This is a genomic window from Cytobacillus oceanisediminis 2691, from assembly GCF_000294775.2.
Lineage (GTDB): Bacteria > Bacillota > Bacilli > Bacillales > Cytobacillaceae > Cytobacillus > Cytobacillus pseudoceanisediminis.
Window position 1 is genome coordinate 4,332,177 of record NZ_CP015506.1, and the last position, 22,330, is coordinate 4,354,506.

The window sequence follows — 22,330 nt, forward strand, 5'->3', positions numbered from 1 at the left end:
TGGAGAAATCACAAAAAATCCCGCTGCACAATGCAGCGGGATTTTTTGAATTACATAAAGCTTTTCAATGCAGACCAGGCCTTGTCTTTTCCATAACCCGTTTCGGAGGAAAACATAATGATCTGATCATTCGGATCGATATCCAAGGTTTCTTTCGTGATTTTCATATGTTTTTGCCACTTGGACTTAGGTATTTTATCCGCTTTTGTAGCAATCACTACACAGGGAATATCATAATGCTTTAAAAAGTCGTACATCATGACATCGTCACTTGAAGGGGGATGGCGCAAATCAACTATCAGCACAACTGCTTTTAACTGCTCTCTGCTGGTTAAGTATGTTTCTATCATCTTTCCCCAAGCTTCACGTTCCTTTTTGGATACCTTAGCATATCCATAGCCTGGAACATCAACAAAGTGAAGAATTTCGTTAATAAGGTAAAAATTCAGGGTTTGTGTCTTCCCCGGTTTAGAGGATATTCTTGCAAGTCCCCTTCGATTAAGCATTTTATTAATGAATGAAGATTTGCCGACGTTGGAACGGCCGGCAAGGGCGAATTCCGGCAATTCACTTTCAGGGTATTGATCAGGCTTAACAGCACTGATGACGATTTCTGAGCTGGTTACTTTCATGCTTCGACACCGCCATTCAGGGCATGTTTTAAGACTTCGTCCACATGTGATACCAAAACAAAATCAAGCTCTTCCCTGATGCTTTCAGGGATATCTTCTATGTCTTTTTCATTATCTTTAGGGAGGATGATCTTAGTCAATCCTGCCCGATGGGCGCTCAAAGACTTTTCTTTCAAACCGCCAATAGGAAGCACTCGGCCTCTTAAAGTGATTTCCCCTGTCATTCCCACTTCTTTACGGATTGGCTTTCCAGACAGCGCAGAAACCAGTGCGGTTGTAATAGTAATCCCTGCAGATGGACCATCTTTTGGGACTGCACCTTCTGGAACATGAATGTGAATGTCATGCTTTTCATGGAAATTCTCATCAATTCCCAGTTCCTTTGCTTTAGAACGAACATAACTGAATGCCGCTTGAGCAGACTCTTTCATGACATCCCCAAGTTTACCTGTAAGAACAAGCTTCCCTTTTCCAGGAGAGAGGGATACTTCTATCTGAAGGGTGTCGCCGCCAACTGTTGTATAGGCCAGCCCCGTAGCAACACCAACCTGGTCTTCAAGCTCAGCCTGACCGTAGCGGTATTTTGGCTTTCCAAGAAACTCCTCAGTATTTTTACCATTCACAATCACTTTCTTCTTTTCGCCGGATACGATAATTTTAGCCGTTTTCCTGCAGATAGTAGCCAGCTGACGCTCCAAGCCCCGGACTCCTGCCTCACGAGTATAATAGCGGACTACCTTCTGAAGGCCATCTTCACGAATCTGAAGCTGAGATTTGGAAAGACCATGTTCTTTAATTTGTTTAGGCAGCAGGTGGTCTTTTGCTATATGAATCTTTTCCTGCTCTGTATAGCCTGCAATCGTGATAACTTCCATTCTGTCCAGCAGCGGACCAGGAATCGTCCCGAGATTGTTGGCTGTGGCTATAAACATGACCTTTGAAAGATCATATGTTTCTTCAATGTAATGATCACTAAAATTATGGTTCTGCTCGGGGTCTAAAACCTCCAGCATCGCAGATGAAGGATCCCCGCGGAAGTCAGAAGACATTTTGTCGATTTCATCAAGCAGGAACACAGGGTTAATCGTACCTGCCTTTTTCATGCCCTGAATGATGCGGCCAGGCATTGCACCTACATAAGTTCTTCTATGTCCGCGAATCTCAGACTCGTCCCGAACTCCGCCGAGTGATACACGGACAAAATTGCGGTTAAGCGATGTCGCGATAGAACGGGCAAGGCTTGTTTTACCGACACCAGGAGGGCCTGCAAGACAAAGAATCGGCCCTTTAAGGGAATTCGTCAGCTTTTGCACTGCAAGGTATTCCAGAACCCGTTCCTTAACTTTTTCCAGGCCATGATGGTCTTCATTCAGAATTCTTTCCGCCTTCAGGATATCCAGGTCATCATCTGTTGCCTTTGACCATGGCAATGTGACAAGCCATTCGATATAGTTGCGGATAACTGCACTTTCAGCTGAACTGGATGGAACTTTTTCATAGCGGTCCAGTTCTTTTAAAGCTGTCAGCTCGACATGCTCAGGCATGCCGGCATTTTCAATCTTTTCCGTCAGCTCAGCTATTTCTCCTGTCTTGCCTTCCTTATCCCCCAGCTCTTTTTGGATTGCCTTCATCTGTTCACGCAAATAATATTCCTTTTGCGTTCTCTCCATCGATTTTTTCACACGCTGGCCAATCTTTTTTTCAAGGTTCAGAACTTCTTTTTCATTATGGATGATTTCAATAACCTGGTTCATCCGCTCTTTTACATCTATGGTTTCAAGAATTTCCTGTTTTTCTTTAAGCTTTAAAGGCAAATGGGAAGAAATGATATCTGCCATGCGCCCAGGCTCTTCTATATCTGCTACAGAGGAGTACGTTTCGGCTGAAATCTTCTTCGATACCTTTATGTATTGCTCAAAATATTCAAGCATGGTCCTCATCAATGCCTGATCTTCTACGTCCTTGGTCTCAGGATCCTCAAAAACCTTTACACTAACAGAATAATGTTCGGCTTCATCCTGAAAATCAATAATTTCCGCTCTCTTAAGCCCTTCAACAAGAACTCGGATGGTACCGTTTGGAAGCTTGAGCATCTGCTTTACACGTGTTAGCGTGCCCATTCTATATAGATCATCTTCTGATGGTTCATCTATAGATATATCCTTTTGTGTTGTTAAGAAAATTAAATGGTCATCTACCATTGCTTTTTCAAGGGCCTGAACCGATTTCTCACGGCCTACATCCAAATGCAGAACCATGGTCGGATAAACAAGCAAGCCTCGAAGCGGCAGGAGGGGGACGATGATTTCTTTCTTTTTCGCCATTCCTTTGCACCTCCAAAATGCATCTTTTTAACCCCATTATTGCTAATAATTTCTTTGTACAATTCTATCGTATTTAAATAGCAGTGTCTATTAAAGAGAAATTGCTGAAAGCCTGTATTAAAAAGATATTCATTTATAATTACACTTTATCCTTCTTTACGCAAATAAAACTTCGGTTTGTAGCCTAAACTGCAAACCGAAGTTTCTGACCGCGATTAGCGGGAGGCGTTTGTACAGCTAGTTTTCAGTAACTGACAAACCCTGAATGGGTTACTGGGCCACACATCATATGCTCTCTTTTTTCTTTAATTCGATTGAAGCGGTTATGGCTTGCTCTTTGAGATACTCTTTTTGCAGCGCTGCATCAAATACTTCATTCAAATGGGTTACAGGGATAATCTTAATGCCTGTTATCTCCTTTAAGATGGATTGCATATTTTCTTTTGGGATAATAACTGTCTGTGCTCCTGCTTTTTTAGCAGCCTTCACCTTTGGATATACGCCTCCAATTGGCTTGACATACCCGTGAATGCTGATTTCCCCGGTCATGGCTACAGTATTGTCGACTGGCCGTTTATAAATGGCAGAATAAATCCCTGTCGCCATGGCAATGCCGGCAGAAGGGCCGTCAATAGGAACTCCGCCGGGGAAGTTGACATGAATATCATATTCGTCAGCCGGTACGCCCATTGATCTCAAAACAGTAATAACATTTTCAATTGAACCCTTGGCCATACTTTTTCTGCGGATTGACTTTCCTTGGCCGCCAATGCTTTCTTCTTCTACTATGCCTGTTATATTAATACTGCCCTTTTCTTTTGCAGGAATCACAGTAACTTCAATGTCAAGCAAAGCACCTGTGTTCGGCCCATATACGGCCAGACCATTTACAAGACCAACAGCAGAATGAGAATTGATTTTCCTTTCCATTCTCGGTGAAAGCTGACTCGATTGCACAACCCATTCAATATCTTCATCTTTTATGTAATCACGATCTTCAGTAATCGCTAACCCAGCAGAAATTTGAATCATATTAACCGCTTCTCGTCCATTTCTTGCATAATTGGCGAGAATGCCTAGAGCATTTTCACTAATAGTGAGATTGACCTTTTCCGAAGCCTTTTTGGCTACAGCTGAAATCTCTTCTTCAGCTAACTCTCTGAAAAATACCTCCATGCATCTGGAACGAATGGCAGGCGGTATTTCATTCGGGGTCCTGGTAGTTGCTCCAATCAGGCGAAAGTCCGCCGGCAGGCCATTTTTAAAGATATCATGAATATGGGTTGGTATTTGAGTATTTTCTTCATTATAATAAGCACTCTCCAGAAATACTTTCCGGTCTTCAAGCACTTTCAGAAGCTTGTTCATTTGAATGGGGTGAAGCTCACCGATTTCGTCAATAAAAAGCACCCCACCATGTGCATTTGTAACAGCCCCCTGTTTAGGCTGCGGGATTCCCGCCTGGCCCATTGCCCCGGCTCCCTGATAAATTGGATCATGAACAGAACCTATTAGAGGATCTGCAATGCCCCTCTCATCGAATCTCGCCGTAGTAGCATCCAGTTCTATAAAAACAGAAGCTGCCTCAAAAGGGGACTTTGCATTTTTCTTGGCCTCTTCCAGTACCAATCTGGCAGCAGCCGTTTTTCCCACGCCGGGAGGACCATAAATAATTACATGTTGAGGATTGGGTCCGCACAATGCCGCTTTCAGAGATTTAATTCCATCTTCCTGCCCTACAATGTCTGCAAAACTGGCTGGACGAACTTTTTCTGATAAAGGTTCAGTTAATGAAATGGAACGCATCTTTTTCAATACATCCATTTCCTTCCTTGATTCACGGTCGATAGAAACCTTTTGTGTCCGCTGGCTCCTAAGCAAATTCCAAAAGTAAAGCCCAATGACAATTCCAAAAAACAATTGGATAAATAAAGCGATCCCCGTCCAACTCATTGTGTTCCCTCCTGCATTATTTGTTCTCGTTGATAATGCTAGTATCTCCCTGACTGAGTTGGAATAAACAAGGAATTCATTTAAAAGTAAGCATGGAAAGCGGAAGCGTCTTGCTCACGAAGGAACACAGATTAAAGCGCCGCCTCCTCCCAAAAGCTGCCGCTTTCGGTCCTGCGATGTATCGATACCACAGCTTTCCTTGTCCTGTGGCAATGTCCGCATGACCCCATCCTTGGGGGCCTCAAGAATAAATATTTAAAAGCATAAAAAATGGCCATGCCTCAAGGCTGGCCACTTTTTATTATGCTGACGTCTTACGCTCTTCTTCTACGACTGTTCCGTCCTCCAAAACAAGTTTTGGCGAACCATTATCAATAACCGTTTCTTTCGTAATAATGCATTTTTTAATATCTTCGCGTGATGGAAGATCAAACATTACATCCAGCATGATTCCTTCAATAATGGAGCGCAGTCCTCGGGCACCTGTTTTTCTTTCAATTGCTTTTTTAGCAATTTCTTCAAGTGCGCCTTCTTCAAAATCAAGCTCAACATCATCAAGTTCAAGCATTTTCTGATATTGTTTGACAAGTGCATTTTTAGGTTTAGTTAAAATCTCAATCAATGCAGCTTCATCAAGCTGGGAAAGGCTTGCAATAACTGGAAGACGTCCAATAAATTCAGGGATTAAACCGAATTTCAGCAGGTCTTCAGGAAGCACTTTTGCAAGAAGATCCTTTGGCTCGATTTCTTTTTGATTCTGGTCGGATCCAAAGCCAATTACCTTCTGGCCTAAGCGGCGTTTAATAATTTGCTCAATGCCATCAAATGCACCGCCGCAAATAAACAGGATATTGGTCGTGTCAATCTGGATAAATTCCTGATGAGGATGTTTGCGGCCGCCTTGTGGCGGTACGCTCGCAACTGTTCCCTCCAGAATTTTCAATAGAGCCTGCTGCACACCTTCACCCGATACATCACGAGTAATTGATGGATTTTCTGACTTACGTGCAACTTTATCAATCTCATCAATATAAATAATTCCTTTTTCTGCCTTTTCCACATCATAATCTGCTGCCTGAATAAGCTTTAGGAGAATATTTTCAACATCTTCCCCGACATATCCGGCTTCAGTCAATGATGTTGCGTCTGCAATTGCAAACGGAACATTAAGAATACGGGCCAATGTCTGAGCAAGCAAGGTTTTACCGCTACCAGTCGGACCGATCATGGCAATATTACTTTTTGATAGTTCAACTTCATCTATCTTGCTGTTGGAATTGATGCGCTTATAGTGATTATATACCGCAACAGATAACGATTTTTTCGCCTGATCCTGGCCAATTACGTACTCATCCAGAATATCGCGGATTTCAGCTGGCTTTGGCACATCTTTGAATTCCACTTCTTCTTCTGTACCCAGCTCTTCCTCCACAATTTCAGTGCAAAGTTCAATGCATTCATCACATATATATACTCCTGGCCCAGCAACAAGTTTGCGGACCTGATCCTGTGTCTTGCCACAGAAAGAACATTTCAATTGCCCTTTTTCATCATTAAATTTAAACAAATCCTTCACCCCTTGAAAAAACTTCAAAACGATATATTAAGCTTGCGAGATCACATGCAAATAGTTCTTTATTCAGCCATAGAAAGGTTGGGAATTATGGCGGGCTCTTTGAAATATACGTGCAAACATGCCCTCTTTAATAATTCACACTTTCTTAAAAATCAAAACCTTCAGCAGTTATGTATTGCATTGTAACACATTTTTACAGTGGACAGGAAATGATAACTCTTAAAACATTTCAATTATGTATGCATGCATGTGATGGGATTTCGCAAAGAAAAAACAGGCTGAATTTTATATGTACTTTCATAAGCTTAACCAAAAATGGCTAAATTAAGTCGGCCCCTAGGACCGATAATTAAATTATCTATATATGTATTTGTATTCCTGTCCATGTTCAATATGCCGTAAAACTTTCACCAGGCAAAAGATACAAGGGAGATTTTAATTATGTATTGTCTTGATGGTATAAAACAAGGCACGATAAACTCGCGCCTTGTTTCTTATTAAAAGGGAGAAAATTTCTGCTTTCGAAGTTAGACCACTGTCTAGCTCCGCCTCCGCTTTTCTTTTATTATGCAACAGTTTTACTATTTTCCACAAGGAAATCTACTGCTTTTTTAATTTGAAGATCTGCTTTTAGGCCTTCAAGGCTTCCAAGAGCTTGTGTGATCTGGTCAGCAGACATGTTGTACATTTCTGCCATTTTGTTAAGTTCTTCTGTAACTTCTTCATCACTTACTTCGATGTTTTCTGCTTTTGCGATTGCTTCAAGAGTCAGGTTAACGCGTACGCGCTTTTCAGCTTCCTCTTTCATTTGCTCGCGCAGTGCAGCTTCATCCTGTCCGGAGAACTGGAAGTATAGTTCAAGGTTCATGCCTTGCATTTGCAGACGCTGTTCGAACTCCTGCATCATGCGGTTAACTTCTGTGTCAACCATTGCTGCTGGAATTTCCATTTCAGCATTAGCTGCTGCTGCTTCAACAACAGTATCACGGACATGGTGCTCAGCTTCATGCTTCTTGCTTTCTTCTAAGCGAGTTTTGATTTTTTCTTTTAATGCATCCAAAGTTTCAACTTCTTCGTCTGCATCTTTAGCAAACTCATCATCAAGCTCAGGAAGCTGTTTTGTTTTGATTTCATGTACAGTTACTTTGAATGTTGCAGGCTTTCCAGCTAGCTCGGCAGCATGGTATTCCTCTGGGAAAGTAACTTCAACTTCCTTGGATTCTCCAGCCGATGTTCCAGTCAATTGGTCTTCAAAGCCAGGGATGAACTGTCCTGAACCAAGTTCAAGTGAGTAATTCTCAGCTTTTCCGCCTTCGAAAGCTTCGCCATCAACGAATCCTTCAAAGTCCATAACAACTGTATCGCCAGTTTCAGCTTTTCCTTCTTCTTTAACGGCAAGTTCAGCTTGTCTTTCCTGAAGTGAAGTTAGCTCGCTTTTAACATCTTCATCTGTAACGTTTGTTTCAAGTGGCTTGACTTCAAGGCCTTTGTATTCGCCAAGCTTTACTTCAGGCTTAACAGTAACTGTAGCTTTGAAGATAAGGTTTTTTCCTTGTTCGATTTGCTCAACATCGATTTCAGGACGATCTACCGGCTCAATGCCTGTTTCATCAATTGCATTAGCATAAGCTTCTGGAAGAAGATAATCTACTGCATCCTGGTATAAAGATTCAACTCCGAAACGCTTTTCAAACATTCCGCGAGGCATTTTTCCTTTACGGAATCCTGGTACGTTTACTTGCTTAACTACTTTTTTAAATGCAGCGTCTAAGCCTTCATTCACTTTCTCTGCATCTACTTCAATTGTAAGAACCCCGCGGTTCCCTTCTAACTTTTCAAATTTAGCAGACATACAATCATTTCCCTCCAAAAAATCTATTATCATTTCATTCAACACAGAATGTTATGAATATCTCTTGTTTTTCAAGCCATATCCATTTAATAAAAATGTATATATACACATAATACAACCATTATATTATAACATACACTCCCTGTCTTTCAACATTGAAGGCTAAATATTGGGATAAGAAATTTCTTCTATCTTTCTTATAAAGACAAGAGCCTGTTCAATTTCCTCTTCTGGAGCTTCATAAATATCTCCCAGTTTGCTGAAAGAACTGGTTAAGCCATGGTACTCATATGAAAGCATATGGTATGCCGCCGCCCAGGACGCAGCGTTATCCGGTGAAGCCTCAAGCGGATATAGCAGGAAAAAGTGCCTTTCTGCAAGGCTTTTTGTATTTTCATATAATACCGGATCTTCCTGCTCGAGCTGAATCTCCAGTTTATTGACTATTTTTAACAGCATCGGCTGCTGATGTACCGGGGGAAGATCGGCAGGAATAACGCGTACACTCTTATTAAATTTCCGAATCGGTACATATTTATCATAACCATGCTCGGTAAGCACATTTAACAGCATCGTTTTAAAGAAAGGATTCCCGTCATGCGCTTCAAGATATGCTTTAATATCTTCTATATATGGCCTGATATTATGCTCTGCCAGCTGTGCAGCGATCTGCACTTGGTCATGCTGATCCTGGTAGGAGAACAGATTTAGCTTCCTGTTCTTGAATTCCTCCATTTCAGGTGCTTCAATCTCGGCTTCAGACGGTGAAGCCGCCATCTTTCTGCTGAACTCAAGCATTCTGCTGAAATGCTCAAACTTCTCCTTCGGGATCTCCCTCTCTTCAAGGAGAACTTCAATCATTGCTGCAATCTCGCTGTATTGGTGCAGCTGCACAAGGATCATTAAATAAAGATCCATTACCTGTATGTAATCCCCAATGCCTGTTTGGAGCATTTTATTAGCCAGTTCTTTCGCTTTTTCCAACTCTCCCGCTTCATAATATGCCAGAACAAGCCCGATATGTACATCGGTATTCTCAGGCTCCATCTCCATTGCTTCTTCAAAGAACCGGATCGATTCCTGATACCTTTTCTGCTGAAAGGACTCAAGCCCCTTTTCCAGCAGTCTTTTCTCAAGGCCGGGAAATAGAATGATTTTATTGTTTTGATTTTTCCGTTCCCGCTTTCCCATGCTAGTACCGCCTCAACTTATATTTTTGAAGATAGTGTAGCATGAATCAGCAGAAAAACAAAAAGATTCATGGTTTCCCGCCATGAATCTTTCATATATTCCTACTGTACCGCTAACTTTTTTTCTTCAAAATTTGAAATGCTTTTTTCTAATTGAAGGGTAATCTCTATTTCATCCCATCCATTAATCAGCATTTTTTTCCAGTAATCATTAATAGAGAATGATGCTGAAAAATTATGTTCATCTTCAATTACTTGATTCTGCAAATCAACCTTTAATTCGTATGGCTGGCTTTTAGCACGCTTGAGCAGATATTCGACTGTTTCAGCCGGAAGAGTGATTGGCAAAAGTCCATTTTTTAAGCAATTTTGATGAAAAATATCAGCAAATGAAGGGGCAATGATGACTTTAAATCCATAATCTCCCAAAGCCCATGGTGCATGCTCCCTCGAAGAACCGCAGCCGAAGTTTTCATTAGCAATGAGGATAGGGGCACCCTGGTTTTCTTCCTTATTCAACTCAAACTCAGGATTAGGCAAACCATCTTTTGTAAATCTCCAGTCATAGAACAGATACTGTCCAAACCCCGTTTTTTCAATTCTCTTAAGAAATTGCTTGGGGATAATCTGATCAGTATCCACATTTGCTCTATCTAAAGCAGCAGCTTTCCCTTGCAGTGTTTTAAATCCGCTCATTTTGTTCTCCTCCTTCTTATTGAACTGTTTCTGCGCTTAGCAAAGCACCTACATCCACAAAATGTCCGTACAAAGCTGCCGCAGCCGCCATTAATGGACTGACAAGATGTGTTCTGGCCCCTGATCCCTGGCGTCCTTCAAAATTTCGGTTTGATGTTGATGCACAATGCTCGCCGCTTGGCACAATATCATTATTCATGCTCAAACACATGCTGCAGCCTGATTCCCTCCATTCAAAACCAGCCTGCTTAAAGATAAGATCCAGTCCTTCAGCCTCCGCCTGCTTTTTGACCTGCTGTGACCCCGGAACAACAAGTGCACGGACTTGAGGATGAACTTTCTTCCCTCTAATTATTTCCGCGGCCTGTTTTAAGTCTTCCAGCCGGGAATTTGTACAGGACCCGATGAATACATGCTGAATCTGAATGTCTTCAATTTTCTGCCCTTCCTGCAGCCCCATATAATCTAAAGCTCTAGAAAGTGATTTTTGTTCAAGCTCGTTTTTGCATTCCTCAAGTTTTGGAAGCAGTTCATTCACTTTGGAAGTCATAGAAGGATTTGTCCCCCAGCTGACCATTGGCGCAATATCTGCTGCATCAATTTGAATGGTTTTATCGTATGCCGCATCAGGATCGGATACAAGCTCTTTCCAATTCTCTACCGCCTGCGCAAATTCAGCTCCTTTTGGTGCATACTTCCGTCCTTGCAGATAAGCAAACGTCGTTTCATCAGGACTGACAAGCCCTGCCCTTGCTCCTCCTTCAATGGACATATTACAAATCGTCATTCTTTCTTCCATTGACATTTTCGCAATGGCATCTCCGCAATATTCAATAATATGGCCCGTACCAAAGCCAATTCCGTTTTTGGCAATAATATAAAGTATGACATCTTTAGCGGTAACCCCTTTTTTCAACTCGCCATTTATCTCCAGTTTTAATGTTTTAGGCTTGCTTTGCCATAAAGTCTGGGTAGCCATGACATGCTCCACTTCACTTGTTCCAATGCCAAATGCTATTGATCCAAAAGCTCCATGAGTCGATGTATGGCTGTCACCGCAAACAATTGTCATGCCTGGCTGAGTAAGCCCCAGCTCCGGCCCGATAACATGGACTATCCCCTGTTCAGGACTATCCAGGCCTGCAAGAGGGATGCCGAATTCCAGACAGTTTTTTTCTAAAGTAGTCATTTGGTTCAGTGCAACAGGATCATTGATGACTTTTCGGTTATCAGTAGGAATATTATGGTCAACTGTAGCAAACGTTTTATCAGGCCTTCTGACTTTTCTGTTTTTCATTCTTAAACCTGAAAAAGCCTGAGGGGATGTAACCTCGTGCACTAAGTGGAGGTCTATGTACATCAAATCCGGCTTCCCCTCTTCCCTGTGGACTACATGCTTTTCCCAAATCTTATCTATTATTGATTTTCCCATTCTGTTCCACTCCCTTTTTAAAAGAAACACGGCCGATGAAGGCCGTGTCTCAGTTTTTAAAATCAGCTGAAACTGTGTCCAGCCATCATTTCAGCTTTATGCATAAGCCCCCATGATATTTAGAATCGCTTCGTTATCCAAAAGGGTAGCCTTCACCTCTTCAATCATTTCAGAAGTAGTTACCACCTTTTTTCCAAATGAAACAATATCTCTTGTACGATAGCCAGCTTCAAGTACTTGATTAACAGCATTTTCAACCGCTTCAGCTTCCTCTTCCATTCCGAAAGATAATCGAAGCATCATCGCTGCTGATAAAATCATGGCAATAGGATTGGCTGCATTCTTCCCTTGAATATCCGGTGCTGAACCATGGATTGGTTCGTATAAATATGGCCCATTTTCCGAGATACTGGCAGAAGGAAGCATCCCTAAAGAGCCAGTCAATACAGAAGCTTCATCGCTCAAAATATCACCAAACATATTTTCCGTTACTACAACATCGAATTGCTTCGGATTTTTAATCATTTGCATCGCTGCATTGTCAACAAGCATATGCTCCAATGCCACTTCCGGATATTGCTTTGCAATTTCCTCCGCTACCTCTCTCCACATTCGGCTTGATTCCAGAACATTTGCCTTGTCAACAGAAGTCACCTTGCCACGGCGGCTTCCGGCAAGTTCAAAGGCCAGTTTAATGACTCGCCGCATTTCTTCTTTTTGATAAAACAATGTATCTACCACAGCATCTTTTCCGTTTTGCTGGGTCCTCTCGCTTGGCTTTCCGAAATACAGGCCGCCAGTTAATTCTCTGACCATCAGCATATCCACACCTTCAATTACTTCATTTTTTAATGGAGAAGTATCAGAAAGGCTGGAATAATATTGAGTTGGCCGCAGATTTGCATAGAGATTCAATTCCTTTCGGATCATCAAGAGACCCTTTTCAGGACGAAGGTGGGGAGGCTGCCGGTCCCATTTAGGCCCTCCAACCGCTCCCAGCATGACCGCATCGCTTTCTTTGCAAAGCTCCAGTGTTTCATCAGGCAGTGGAGTTCCGGCTGCATCAATAGCAGAACCGCCAATTTTGCCATATGAAAATTGGAATTGATGTCCGAACCGTTCTCCAACGGCCTGCAGGACTTCAATTGCTCCCTTCACCACTTCTTTGCCGATCCCATCTCCTGGAAGTACTGCGATACGTTTTTTCATTTTTAATCCCTCCGTCTGTTTTTTTGTTTATTCTTATAGATTATTGTTTTGGTTATTGATTTCAGCACGGGGCACTATAGCAAACCCGCGGGGAGGAACAGGAGCTTCTATTAATTCGCCTCTACCGCTTGCGCCTGTGCTTTTTCTTTCATATATATCACTCTATTAACAGCGTTCAAGTAAGCCTTTGAGGAAGCTTCGAGCACATCCTGAGCCAATCCGCGGCCGCTGGTTTCCACTCCTTCGTAGTTCAGCTTTACATAAACCTGAGCTAAAGCGTCTCTTCCTGCCCCTACGGATTGAATGCGGTAATCAAGAAGGTTAGCTGTTCCATTCAAGCATTTTTCCAATGTGTTATACAGAGCTTCTATGCTTCCTGCTCCAGTACCGGCTTCCTGGATCACTTCGTTATTTGATCCTGACAGAGTAACAGTTGCCGTTGGAACAGAGTTCGTGCCATATTGAATTTGGATTCCGATCAAATCATAGAATCGTTGTTCCTTGGAGAGCTTCTCTTCAAGTACAATGGCTGCAAGGTCATCGTCTGTCATCTCTTTTTTGCGGTCAGCCAAATCCTTGAAAACTGTGAATAGCCGGTTTGCTTCTTCATCTGCTACTTCAAGCCCCAGTTCACTCAGACGATTTTTAAAGGCATGGCGTCCAGAGTGTTTTCCAAGCACCATGGAATTGGATTGGAATCCGACTAGATCAGGGGAAATAATTTCATAAGTTGTTTTTTCCTTCAGTACCCCATCCTGGTGTATTCCTGATTCATGTGCAAAAGCATTTCTTCCGACAATCGCTTTATTGGCTGGTACCACCATGCCTGTCAGCTTGCTGATCAGGCTGCTCGTTCTGCTGATTTCCTGAAGATTCAGACGGGTGGAAGCCTGATAATGATTATTTCGGATGTAAAGGGCTACCGCCAGTTCCTCCAATGCCGCATTTCCTGCTCTTTCACCAATCCCGTTGATAGTGCCCTCAATCTGTGTTGCTCCATTTTCTATAGCTGAAAGGGAATTAGCTATGGCCATTCCCAAGTCATCATGGCAATGAGCTGATAAGGATACTTTATCAATAGAAGGAACATGATTTCTTAAATATTGAAAAATCTCTCCATATTCCTGCGGTGTTGTGTATCCCACAGTATCCGGTATATTAATGATCGTCGCCCCAGCCTGGATGACCTTTTCAATTATTTCAGCAAGAAAAGGCAATTCCGTCCTGGTAGCATCCTCCGCAGACCACTGGACGATCGGGAACTTTGAAGCAGCATACTTAACTGTTTCAACTGCTGTTTCAACCACTTCTTCTTTCGTTTTCTTTAACTTATATTGTCTGTGAATCGGAGAGGTTGCCAGGAATGTATGTATCCTTGGCTCAGCCCCGTCCTTTAATGCTCCCCATGCGGCATCTATATCAGAGATAACTGCTCTCGCCAGGCCTGTGACCGAGCAGTTATTAATAGTCTGGGCAATTTTCTGAACAGAAGCAAAATCACCTTTTGACGCTGCAGGAAAACCAGCTTCAATAATATCAACATTCAAGCGCTCCAGCTGTCTGGCAATTTCTAACTTTTCGGAAAAGTTAAGGTTTACACCGGCCGATTGTTCGCCATCTCTTAAGGTTGTGTCAAATATCTTAATTGTTCGCACTTACGACCACTTCTTTCTTCTTGCTGCTATTGACAAACGGCATCATCTTGCGAAGCTCTCTTCCAACCTGCTCGATCGGATGCTCATTTTCTCTCTGATTTACGGCATTGAATACCGGTCTATTTGCCTGGTTTTCCAAAATCCAGCCTTTAGCAAAATTGCCTTCCTGGATATCTTTCAAAACTGCCTTCATTTCTTCTTTCACTCTTGCATCTACTACCCGCGGGCCGCTGACAAAATCTCCCCATTGAGCAGTATCTGAGATGGAATAGCGCATTCCTTCCAAACCGCCTTCATACATAAGGTCAACGATGAGTTTTAGCTCATGGAGACATTCAAAGTATGCCAGTTCCGGCTGATACCCAGCTTCTGTAAGAGTTTCAAATCCTGCTTTCACCAAAGAAGTCAACCCGCCGCATAGCACTGCCTGTTCGCCAAATAGATCTGTCTCGGTTTCTTCTTTAAACGTTGTTTCTAATGCACCTGCGCGAAGAGATCCAATGGCTTTAGCGTAAGCAAGGGCCAGTTCCTTCGCTTCTCCCGTTACGTCCTGATGGACTGCAAACAGTGCTGGGACACCTGCATCCTGTTCATATGTTCTTCTGACCAAATGGCCTGGTCCCTTAGGTGCTACAAGCAGTACATCACACTCTTTTGGAGGCACGATCTGATTAAAATGAATGTTAAATCCATGAGCAAACATTAATGCCTGGCTTGATAGATTCGGTTCAATTTCTTCCTTGTATACTTTTGGCTGGAGTTCATCCGGCAATAAGATCATCACTACATCAGACTGTGCAGCAGCCTCAGCGACCGAATATACCTGGAAGCCGTCTTCTTCTGCTTTATCCCAAGACTTCCCTTTTCTAAGGCCGATTACAACTTCAACTCCGCTGTCCCTCATGTTTAACGCATGCGCATGTCCCTGAGAACCGTATCCGATAACCGCTACTTTCTTTCCGTTTAAATAAGCTGCATTTGCATCTCCGTTATAGTACATTTTTGCCATGTTTTATCTCCCTCTCCTATTAAAATTTATTATTTTTTATAATTAATTTTTGGCTCTATTCGTATAAATTGTAGTGTTTCTTTTATCAATGCTGTCCGTTGATTTCCGCTCCAGGCTGCTCTCTTTCCGCGGGGCGGGCGGTGAGCCTCCTCGACGCTGCGCGTCTGCGGGGTCTCACCTGTCCCGCTACTCCTGCAGGAGTCTCGCACCTTCCGCTACAATCAACTCAGTAATTAATAATTAAACAATTGAATATGATTTGGACTGCTGGGAAGTACGCTGTGTTCCTCTTGGGAATGCCGTTGTTCCCGTCCGGGCAAGCTCTTTGATTCCATAAGGTTTAATCAGTTCAATGAAAGCTTCTACTTTATCAGATTCACCTGTAATCTGAACAGTCATGCTATCCTTGCTGACATCTATGACAGAAGCTCTAAAAGGTTCAATCAAAGAGTATATTTCATTTCTTGTATAAGGGACCGCCTGAACTTTTATGAGGGCGAGCTCCCTTGCCACTATCGACTGATCCGTGATATCAGTCACTTTTATCACATCGATTTGCTTGTTTAGCTGTTTCGTAATTTGTTCACTGGCACTGGAGTCCTCAACATGGACCACACAAGTGATGCGCGACATCCCTTCATGTTCAGACAGCCCAACTGAAATGCTTTCGATATTAAAGTTTCTTTTAGAAAATAAATTCGTGATTCTGTTTAGCACACCCGGCCGATTCATAACAGTCAGGCATATGACTCTTTTCATGGTTTTACACCTGCCATTTCATGAAGTCCTTTTCCAGGCGCAATCATCGGATACACGTTTTCATCCGGATCCACCCGGAAGTCGATAAGTACTGGTTCGCGGTTATGAAGCACTTCATCCAATAACTCTTCAGCTTCTTCTTCAGATTGAATGACATATCCTTTTATTCCGTAGGCTTCTGCCAATTTTACGAATGATGGCTGTACTGGAATTTTGCTGTGAGAGAAACGGGATTCATAAAATATCTCCTGCCATTGCCGGACCATGCCAAGGGCCATATTATTAAAAATGATAATTTTCACCGGCAGGTTCATTTCCTGTATAATGGCAAGCTCCTGCGTTGACATTTGGAACCCTCCATCTCCGCAAATAGCGAGTACGCATGCTTCCGGGTCGGCCAACTGAGCTCCGATGCTGGCAGGGAAACCAAATCCCATTGTACCAAGCCCTCCTGATGTCACCCACCTGTCTGCCTTATTAAAGCGGTAGTATTGGGCTGCCCACATTTGATGCTGTCCTACGTCTGTTACGACGATGGCATTCCCTTCCGTTTTTGAATGAAGCATTTCCATGACTCTCTGGGGCTTCAATCGTCCAGACTCTTTATCATAGAAATATGGATATTCCTCCTGCCACCCCATGATGGTTTCCATCCATTCTTTATGGGCCGGCGGTTTTCCATCCTGCAGAATCAGCTGCTCTAGAGCTTCTTTTGCATCTGCGACAATCGGAATGGAAGTCGGAACGTTCTTGCCGATTTCAGCAGGATCAATATCAATATGGGCGACTGTTGCATGTGGTGCAAAATGCTGTAAGTTTCCAGTTAATCTGTCATCAAATCGGGCTCCAATATTTATCAGCAAGTCACATTCTGTAAGTCCCATATTGGCTGCATAACAGCCATGCATCCCTGCCATTCCGATAAATAATGGATGATCTGCCGGGAACCCGCCGAGGCCCAGGAGTGTGTGAATAATAGGAATTTGCTGCTGCTCCGCATACTCTTTTAATTCTTTGGATGCTCTTCCATGAAGCACGCCCGCACCAGCCAGGATGACAGGCTTTTTCGATCTGCTGACCGCTTCAGTTAATTTCCTTATTTGCAGGTAATTTGGTTTTAATGTCGGCTGATATCCCGGCAGATTCACTTCCTTTTCTTCCTCAGGCTGATCTGAAACTCCCGCAGCGATGTCTTTAGGTATATCGATCAGTACTGGTCCTGGCCTGCCGGTTGAAGCTATATAAAAAGCTTCTTTAACAATTCTCGGGATATCTTCAATGCTGCGGACCTGATAATTGTATTTTGTAATTGGAGTGGTTATCCCCAGGATATCTGCCTCCTGAAAGGCGTCTGATCCAATGACTCCCGTTGCCACCTGGCCTGTAAAAACAATCAGCGGAAGTGAATCCATCATTGCGTCCGCAAGCCCGGTAACAATATTAGTGGCTCCTGGGCCTGAAGTGGCAATTACAACACCCGGCTTTCCAGTTATCCGGGCATACCCTTCAGCAGCATGAATTCCTCCCTGTTCATGACGCGGCAGCACATGAAGAATCTCTGAATGATACAGTTTGTCGTAGAGTGGAAGAACAGCTCCTCCAGGATAACCAAAAATCACTTCAACATTTTCTTTCTCCAAGGCTCTTAATAACAGATCAGCACCGGTGACAGGATGTGTCTCCGTTTTTGTTTCTGTTAAGGCAGCTTCCTGCAGCATTTGTTGATAACCTCCTCATGTTTATATAATTCCAATATAAAAAGCCCTTCCACCCCTAAAGACACCTATCGATTGTAGGTATAAGGGATGAAAAGGCTTTGATAACCTGTTCCACGGTACCACCCTGATTCACGCTTATAGTGCGTGCACTCATGAACAGCCAAATGCTGTCCGTTTTGATAACGGGTGAAGAACACCCGGCAGCCCCTAATCGATCATCTTTCAGGACTGCGCTCAGAGGTGAGTTCATTTTAAGAGGGCATTACCGGTTTTCAGCAGGTCCGGCTCTCTGTGAATGCCTGTCATAAAACTACTTATCCTCTTCTACGCTTTTCATATTCTGATTTCAACCTCATTACACTAACGCTTTAAACCGTTGAATTATTAAATAAAAAAAACCCAAGAAGCTTATTACAAGAATATTTTCACTAAGATGAAGGTTATAATTCTATTTAACTTAAAGGTGTGAATTTCTTATATTGAGGACTATCTTACGCCCATTTTTATCAGCCGTCAACACCCTTTTTATGAATTATTTGATAATTTCGATTAGTCTGTTTTTGTGTATCCGCTTACATTGTTGATATATTCACATTCTCTGGGACAAAAAAATTTTAGATAATTTTTTTATGAAGGGGTATAACAGCTGAAATCGGTTTAAATTTAAGAGGTTTTAAAATGGCTTAAGTACTGAAGGTTCCACTGGCAGACTACTGCTATTAAAACTAAATTAAAAATAAAAAAACTCACCAAAAAGGTGAGTAAGAATTCGGTAAGATATGTAGTGCTGCCAGATGTGTAAATGGCGTCCCAGGAGAGATTCGAACTCCCGACCGACGGCTTAGAAGGCCGTTGCTCTATCCAGCTGAGCTACTGGGACGTATTGAATATTTTTTCTTGATTGAGATTAATTAACTCAACGACAAGATTTATTATATTAAACAAATGTTAAGAAGTCAACACTTTGTAAGATATTTTTTTATTATTGAGGGAAGACTGGCTTCCCTCAGTTATTATATTCAAATTACTCGCTTTTTACCAGTGAAAAATTTTGTGTCAGTTCAGGAATTTTCCCATTAGATAAGTCATACACATCCAGTGTAACATCCTTTCCCCTGGCTTCCAGTATGACATATGTTTTTTCCTTTCTTCCTCTGGGCAGCCATATGCTTCCGGGGTTAATAAATAATATCCCATCGGACATTTCAGCTCCCAGACCGTGTGAATGGCCAAAGCATACGATATCTGCTTCCATTTCACGTGCCTTGTATGATAGATTCATTAAGGTAGACTTAACGGAATATCTGTGGCCGTGTGTGACGAAAAAGCGGAGTCCCCCAGCTTCTTCTACTCTATCCTCCGGGAACGCTGCCTCAAAGTCACAATTTCCTCTTACAGCAGCGTAGCCTCTTAATGAGTCATGATCTGCCTGAAGCTCAGAATCTCCGCAATGAATCATCAAATCCATATCAGGATGCATTTCGCGGATTTGGCTGAGTTCAGAGGTTAACCCATGGCTATCACTGACTATCAGAACCTTCATGAGTTCTCAGCTCCGGTCACAAAAGAAGGAAGCAGCTCCTCCAGCTTTTTGAGAGCATTCGCCCTATGGCTGATCTGGCTTTTTTCCTCCGGCATTAATTCAGCCATTGCTTTGTTTTTTTCTTCTGTAAAGAAAATAGGATCATAGCCAAATCCATTAGTCCCTCTTTTTTCTCTTAAGATATGGCCTTCACAAGTTCCTGCAACTGTTACAGTAGTTTTTCCGGGTGCAGCGATTGCAAGAGCACAATAGAACCGCGCCTGCCGCTTATGATCCGGAATACTTTCGAGCTCATCCAGAACCTTTTCCATGTTTTTCTGGTCGTTTTTTTCTTCTCCTGCATAGCGGGCTGAATAGATGCCTGGCTTTCCTCCAAGCGCATCAATGATCAATCCTGAATCATCGGCAATTACCATTCTTCCAAAAGCTTCAGAAACGGCTTCCGCTTTCAGAATGGCATTCTCTTCAAACGTGCTTCCTGTTTCCTCTACATCGTGAAAATCAGGATAATCCAGCAGCGTTTTAACTTCATACCCAAGAGGTTTGAACATCCGTTCAAACTCTCTGGCTTTGCCTGCATTTTTAGTAGCGATAATCACTTCCTGCATGCTATGACCTCCCCTCCAGCTTTTCTCTTTTACTTAGAATACTTTCTGTGATTTTCTCTCCAAGCGCAGCCTTTTGAAACTCAAACAGCTCTGATATCCCTTCCTGTGCAGCACCCAGCATTTCCTGCAGCTGGGTATAAGAAAAAGTCGCTTCTTCTCCCGTTCCCTGAAGCTCCACAAACTCACCGCTGCCAGTCATAACGACATTCATATCTACTTCCGCTGAGGAGTCTTCAATATAATTCAAATCCACTGCAGCCTGCTTATTTTTAAGAATTCCCACGCTTGTGGCAGCAAGGAAATCATTGATTGGGTAGTGAGCAAGTTTCTTGCTGCTGTACAGTTTATCCATCGCCTGTGACATAGCGACAAAGGCTCCTGTAATAGATGCTGTCCGGGTCCCTCCATCCGCCTGGATTACGTCGCAATCAAGCCAAACCGTTCTTTCGCCAAGCGCATCAAGATCCACCACTGCGCGGAGAGCACGGCCGATCAGACGCTGGATTTCCATTGTTCTACCTGAGATTTTCCCTTTTGCCGATTCCCTGATGTTTCTCTGTTCGGTTGCTCTTGGAAGCATGGAATATTCAGCTGTTATCCAGCCTTTCCCCTGTCCCCTCATAAAAGGAGGGACCCTCTCATCGATACTTGCTGTGCAAATCACCTTCGTGTCTCCCACAGTTATAAGCACAGAGCCCTCAGGATGCTTTAAGTAATCTGATTCAATATGTATAGGCCTAAGCTGCTTCGGTTCACGTCCATCTGCACGCATAAGCTGATTCCCCCTTCTTTTCCATATGTAAAAAAATAATTTATCCAGAGCATCGCCCTAAGTATGTTTTTGTCCAGGTACATTGGCATGCCTTCATTTTACCAACAAAGAAGAGGCGGCATTAAATGCCAACCTCTTTTTCCTGTTATTATATAGTATAACAAAATCTGCTCTATTAAAAACTTCCTGTATTCACATTTTCAGGACGGGTTACAGGCTCAGATAGTTTTTGGCCATCCTCATTGACAATCTCTGCTTTGCCATCGACTGTGACAGCCACGCTTTCGATGCCCTTTTGTTCTGTCAGTGAAAGGACAAGTGTATTCAGCAAGTGCTTGGAAATCATTTTCTCTTCGAAGCTGCTGAAAACATTCTCATTGAAGTTTAATGTGACTTTTCCTTCTTCAACTTTTGGAGCCTCAAGCAGCTCTACATCCGGAAGGAAGTCTGTCACCAGATTAGAAGCATAGTTCGGCCCTTTTATCAGTTCGGATACAACCGCTTCAACTTTATTGTCCATATCATTGCTGACACGCTTGGTGACAGGCACGTAATAATAGTTTTCTTCATCCCCGCCCAGATAATAAACGGTAACCGGCTTCGTATTCGTGATATCCACTACTTCCGTTGTATCCATGTTTATTCCATTGGCTCTGCTTAACGCCGAACTGACCGGAGTGCCATTCACAGGCATCTCCTTTAATTCATGTCCGTTTAATGTCAGCTTAACTTTATCAATGGAATCAAATTGTGTAAGTGTCCAGGTTACTGATTGGAGAATTTTCTTTTCATCCTCCTTAGCATATTCCTTAAATTCTTTTGAAAAATCGACGGTTGCAACTTTATCTTTAATATTTACCGAAACTTTTGTATCAGCCGGAAGGACTGCACGGAAATCATTAGGAAGAAATTCTGTAACAGGACCGTTTTCTACCAGGTATTCTAACGCCTGTGTAGCAACTGAATTAGTTTTTGGCAAGTCAATAGTCTGGGGAACGACATACCCGTTCTTATCAATCAAGTAAAGCTCTGTTTTAAGATTTGCCGTAACACCCTCTTCATTTTCGGCTGTTTCTTTTCCAGCTGTTTCTTCGGCTACACTCTCGCCTTCATCGGTATAAGATACTGCTTTTGGCGGATCGACCTTTTCCTTCCCCTGGCTTCCGAACAATCCGCATCCTGATAATAGAACAGATGATACCAGCACAGCTGACACTATAGACGTTTTTTTATTTATAGACATACATAATCCCCCCTGAGACAGTTTGTACTACATGTATACGAGCCTATCTGAAATTTAGACCGGCTTTTGGGATAAAAGTGTTAATAGATTTTTGACAAATTTGGACAAACCGAAAGAAAGGTTTGAAATGGCATCCATTAAAAAAGAAGCCCCCATAAG

17 protein-coding genes, 1 tRNA gene and 1 other annotated feature are annotated in these 22,330 nt (G+C 42.7%); all 18 genes read right to left on the reverse strand.

Annotated features, from left to right (window positions below; all coding sequences use genetic code 11):
- Positions 1–50: 50 nt before the first annotated feature.
- On the reverse strand, positions 51–632 hold the full coding sequence (yihA, locus tag A361_RS21815) for a ribosome biogenesis GTP-binding protein YihA/YsxC (protein WP_009333164.1): 582 nt from the start codon (positions 630–632) through the stop codon (positions 51–53).
- Entirely contained in the window at positions 629–2,956 is a 2,328-nt protein-coding gene (lon, locus tag A361_RS21820; RefSeq protein ID WP_009333165.1) for an endopeptidase La, read from the reverse strand. Before lon ends, yihA begins: the two co-directional genes overlap by 4 nt.
- Positions 2,957–3,241: 285 nt before the next feature.
- Positions 3,242–4,909: an ATP-dependent protease LonB gene (lonB, locus tag A361_RS21825; protein ID WP_009333166.1), complete on the reverse strand. Its 1,668-nt coding sequence runs from the start codon at positions 4,907–4,909 to the stop codon at positions 3,242–3,244.
- Positions 4,910–5,210: 301 nt separating this feature from the next.
- Positions 5,211–6,476, reverse strand: a complete 1,266-nt coding sequence (clpX, locus tag A361_RS21830) for an ATP-dependent protease ATP-binding subunit ClpX (protein WP_009333167.1) — start codon at positions 6,474–6,476, stop codon at positions 5,211–5,213.
- A 574-nt stretch (positions 6,477–7,050) separates the two neighbouring features.
- Complete coding sequence (tig, locus tag A361_RS21835) at positions 7,051–8,337, reverse strand: trigger factor (protein ID WP_019383243.1); 1,287 nt, start codon at positions 8,335–8,337, stop codon at positions 7,051–7,053.
- Positions 8,338–8,499: 162 nt separating this feature from the next.
- Positions 8,500–9,528, reverse strand: a complete 1,029-nt coding sequence (locus tag A361_RS21840) for a tetratricopeptide repeat protein (RefSeq protein WP_019383244.1) — start codon at positions 9,526–9,528, stop codon at positions 8,500–8,502.
- Between the two features lie 101 nt (positions 9,529–9,629).
- On the reverse strand, positions 9,630–10,223 hold the full coding sequence (gene leuD, locus A361_RS21845; RefSeq protein WP_019383245.1) for a 3-isopropylmalate dehydratase small subunit: 594 nt from the start codon (positions 10,221–10,223) through the stop codon (positions 9,630–9,632).
- 16 nt (positions 10,224–10,239) lie between these two features.
- The gene (gene leuC / locus A361_RS21850) at positions 10,240–11,655 is read right to left on the reverse strand and encodes a 3-isopropylmalate dehydratase large subunit (RefSeq protein ID WP_019383246.1); all 1,416 of its coding nucleotides are present in this window, start codon (positions 11,653–11,655) and stop codon (positions 10,240–10,242) included.
- Positions 11,656–11,751: 96 nt separating this feature from the next.
- A complete protein-coding gene (gene leuB, locus A361_RS21855) occupies positions 11,752–12,864 on the reverse strand; it encodes a 3-isopropylmalate dehydrogenase (protein ID WP_019383247.1) in 1,113 nt (370 codons plus the stop codon).
- Positions 12,865–12,974: 110 nt separating this feature from the next.
- Entirely contained in the window at positions 12,975–14,519 is a 1,545-nt protein-coding gene (locus tag A361_RS21860) for a 2-isopropylmalate synthase (RefSeq protein WP_009333173.1), read from the reverse strand.
- Positions 14,506–15,528, reverse strand: a complete 1,023-nt coding sequence (gene ilvC, locus A361_RS21865; RefSeq protein WP_019383248.1) for a ketol-acid reductoisomerase — start codon at positions 15,526–15,528, stop codon at positions 14,506–14,508. The genes A361_RS21860 and ilvC overlap by 14 nt, the downstream gene beginning before the upstream one ends.
- A 240-nt stretch (positions 15,529–15,768) precedes the next feature.
- A complete protein-coding gene (gene ilvN / locus A361_RS21870; RefSeq protein ID WP_009333175.1) occupies positions 15,769–16,287 on the reverse strand; it encodes an acetolactate synthase small subunit in 519 nt (172 codons plus the stop codon).
- Complete coding sequence (gene ilvB / locus A361_RS21875; RefSeq protein ID WP_019383249.1) at positions 16,284–18,005, reverse strand: acetolactate synthase large subunit; 1,722 nt, start codon at positions 18,003–18,005, stop codon at positions 16,284–16,286. The genes ilvN and ilvB overlap by 4 nt, the downstream gene beginning before the upstream one ends.
- Before the next feature lie 80 nt (positions 18,006–18,085).
- Positions 18,086–18,341, reverse strand: a binding site (T-box leader).
- Between the two features lie 467 nt (positions 18,342–18,808).
- Positions 18,809–18,885: transfer RNA gene (locus tag A361_RS21880), tRNA-Arg, on the reverse strand.
- 144 nt (positions 18,886–19,029) lie between these two features.
- Positions 19,030–19,548, reverse strand: coding sequence for a metallophosphoesterase (locus A361_RS21885; RefSeq protein WP_019383250.1), 519 nt, complete (start codon positions 19,546–19,548; stop codon positions 19,030–19,032).
- Positions 19,545–20,156, reverse strand: coding sequence for an XTP/dITP diphosphatase (locus tag A361_RS21890; protein ID WP_019383251.1), 612 nt, complete (start codon positions 20,154–20,156; stop codon positions 19,545–19,547). Before A361_RS21890 ends, A361_RS21885 begins: the two co-directional genes overlap by 4 nt.
- A 1-nt stretch (position 20,157) precedes the next feature.
- The gene (gene rph / locus A361_RS21895; RefSeq protein ID WP_009333179.1) at positions 20,158–20,928 is read right to left on the reverse strand and encodes a ribonuclease PH; all 771 of its coding nucleotides are present in this window, start codon (positions 20,926–20,928) and stop codon (positions 20,158–20,160) included.
- 175 nt (positions 20,929–21,103) lie between these two features.
- A complete protein-coding gene (locus A361_RS21900) occupies positions 21,104–22,171 on the reverse strand; it encodes a GerMN domain-containing protein (protein WP_009333180.1) in 1,068 nt (355 codons plus the stop codon).
- Positions 22,172–22,330 lie beyond the last annotated feature (159 nt).

What these genes read in the sequence shown, in the direction of transcription:
- yihA (WP_009333164.1), bottom strand. Translation starts at nt 632, where the DNA reads ATGAAAGTAACCAGCTCAGAAATCGTCATCAGTGCTGTTAAGCCTGAT.
- lon (WP_009333165.1), bottom strand. Translation starts at nt 2,956, where the DNA reads ATGGCGAAAAAGAAAGAAATCATCGTCCCCCTCCTGCCGCTTCGAGGC.
- lonB (WP_009333166.1), bottom strand. Translation starts at nt 4,909, where the DNA reads ATGAGTTGGACGGGGATCGCTTTATTTATCCAATTGTTTTTTGGAATT.
- tig (WP_019383243.1), bottom strand. Translation starts at nt 8,337, where the DNA reads ATGTCTGCTAAATTTGAAAAGTTAGAAGGGAACCGCGGGGTTCTTACA.
- A361_RS21840 (WP_019383244.1), bottom strand. Translation starts at nt 9,528, where the DNA reads ATGGGAAAGCGGGAACGGAAAAATCAAAACAATAAAATCATTCTATTT.
- leuD (WP_019383245.1), bottom strand. Translation starts at nt 10,223, where the DNA reads ATGAGCGGATTTAAAACACTGCAAGGGAAAGCTGCTGCTTTAGATAGA.
- leuC (WP_019383246.1), bottom strand. Translation starts at nt 11,655, where the DNA reads ATGGGAAAATCAATAATAGATAAGATTTGGGAAAAGCATGTAGTCCAC.
- leuB (WP_019383247.1), bottom strand. Translation starts at nt 12,864, where the DNA reads ATGAAAAAACGTATCGCAGTACTTCCAGGAGATGGGATCGGCAAAGAA.
- ilvC (WP_019383248.1), bottom strand. Translation starts at nt 15,528, where the DNA reads ATGGCAAAAATGTACTATAACGGAGATGCAAATGCAGCTTATTTAAAC.
- ilvN (WP_009333175.1), bottom strand. Translation starts at nt 16,287, where the DNA reads ATGAAAAGAGTCATATGCCTGACTGTTATGAATCGGCCGGGTGTGCTA.
- ilvB (WP_019383249.1), bottom strand. Translation starts at nt 18,005, where the DNA reads ATGCTGCAGGAAGCTGCCTTAACAGAAACAAAAACGGAGACACATCCT.
- A361_RS21885 (WP_019383250.1), bottom strand. Translation starts at nt 19,548, where the DNA reads ATGAAGGTTCTGATAGTCAGTGATAGCCATGGGTTAACCTCTGAACTC.
- A361_RS21890 (WP_019383251.1), bottom strand. Translation starts at nt 20,156, where the DNA reads ATGCAGGAAGTGATTATCGCTACTAAAAATGCAGGCAAAGCCAGAGAG.
- rph (WP_009333179.1), bottom strand. Translation starts at nt 20,928, where the DNA reads ATGCGTGCAGATGGACGTGAACCGAAGCAGCTTAGGCCTATACATATT.
- A361_RS21900 (WP_009333180.1), bottom strand. Translation starts at nt 22,171, where the DNA reads ATGTCTATAAATAAAAAAACGTCTATAGTGTCAGCTGTGCTGGTATCA.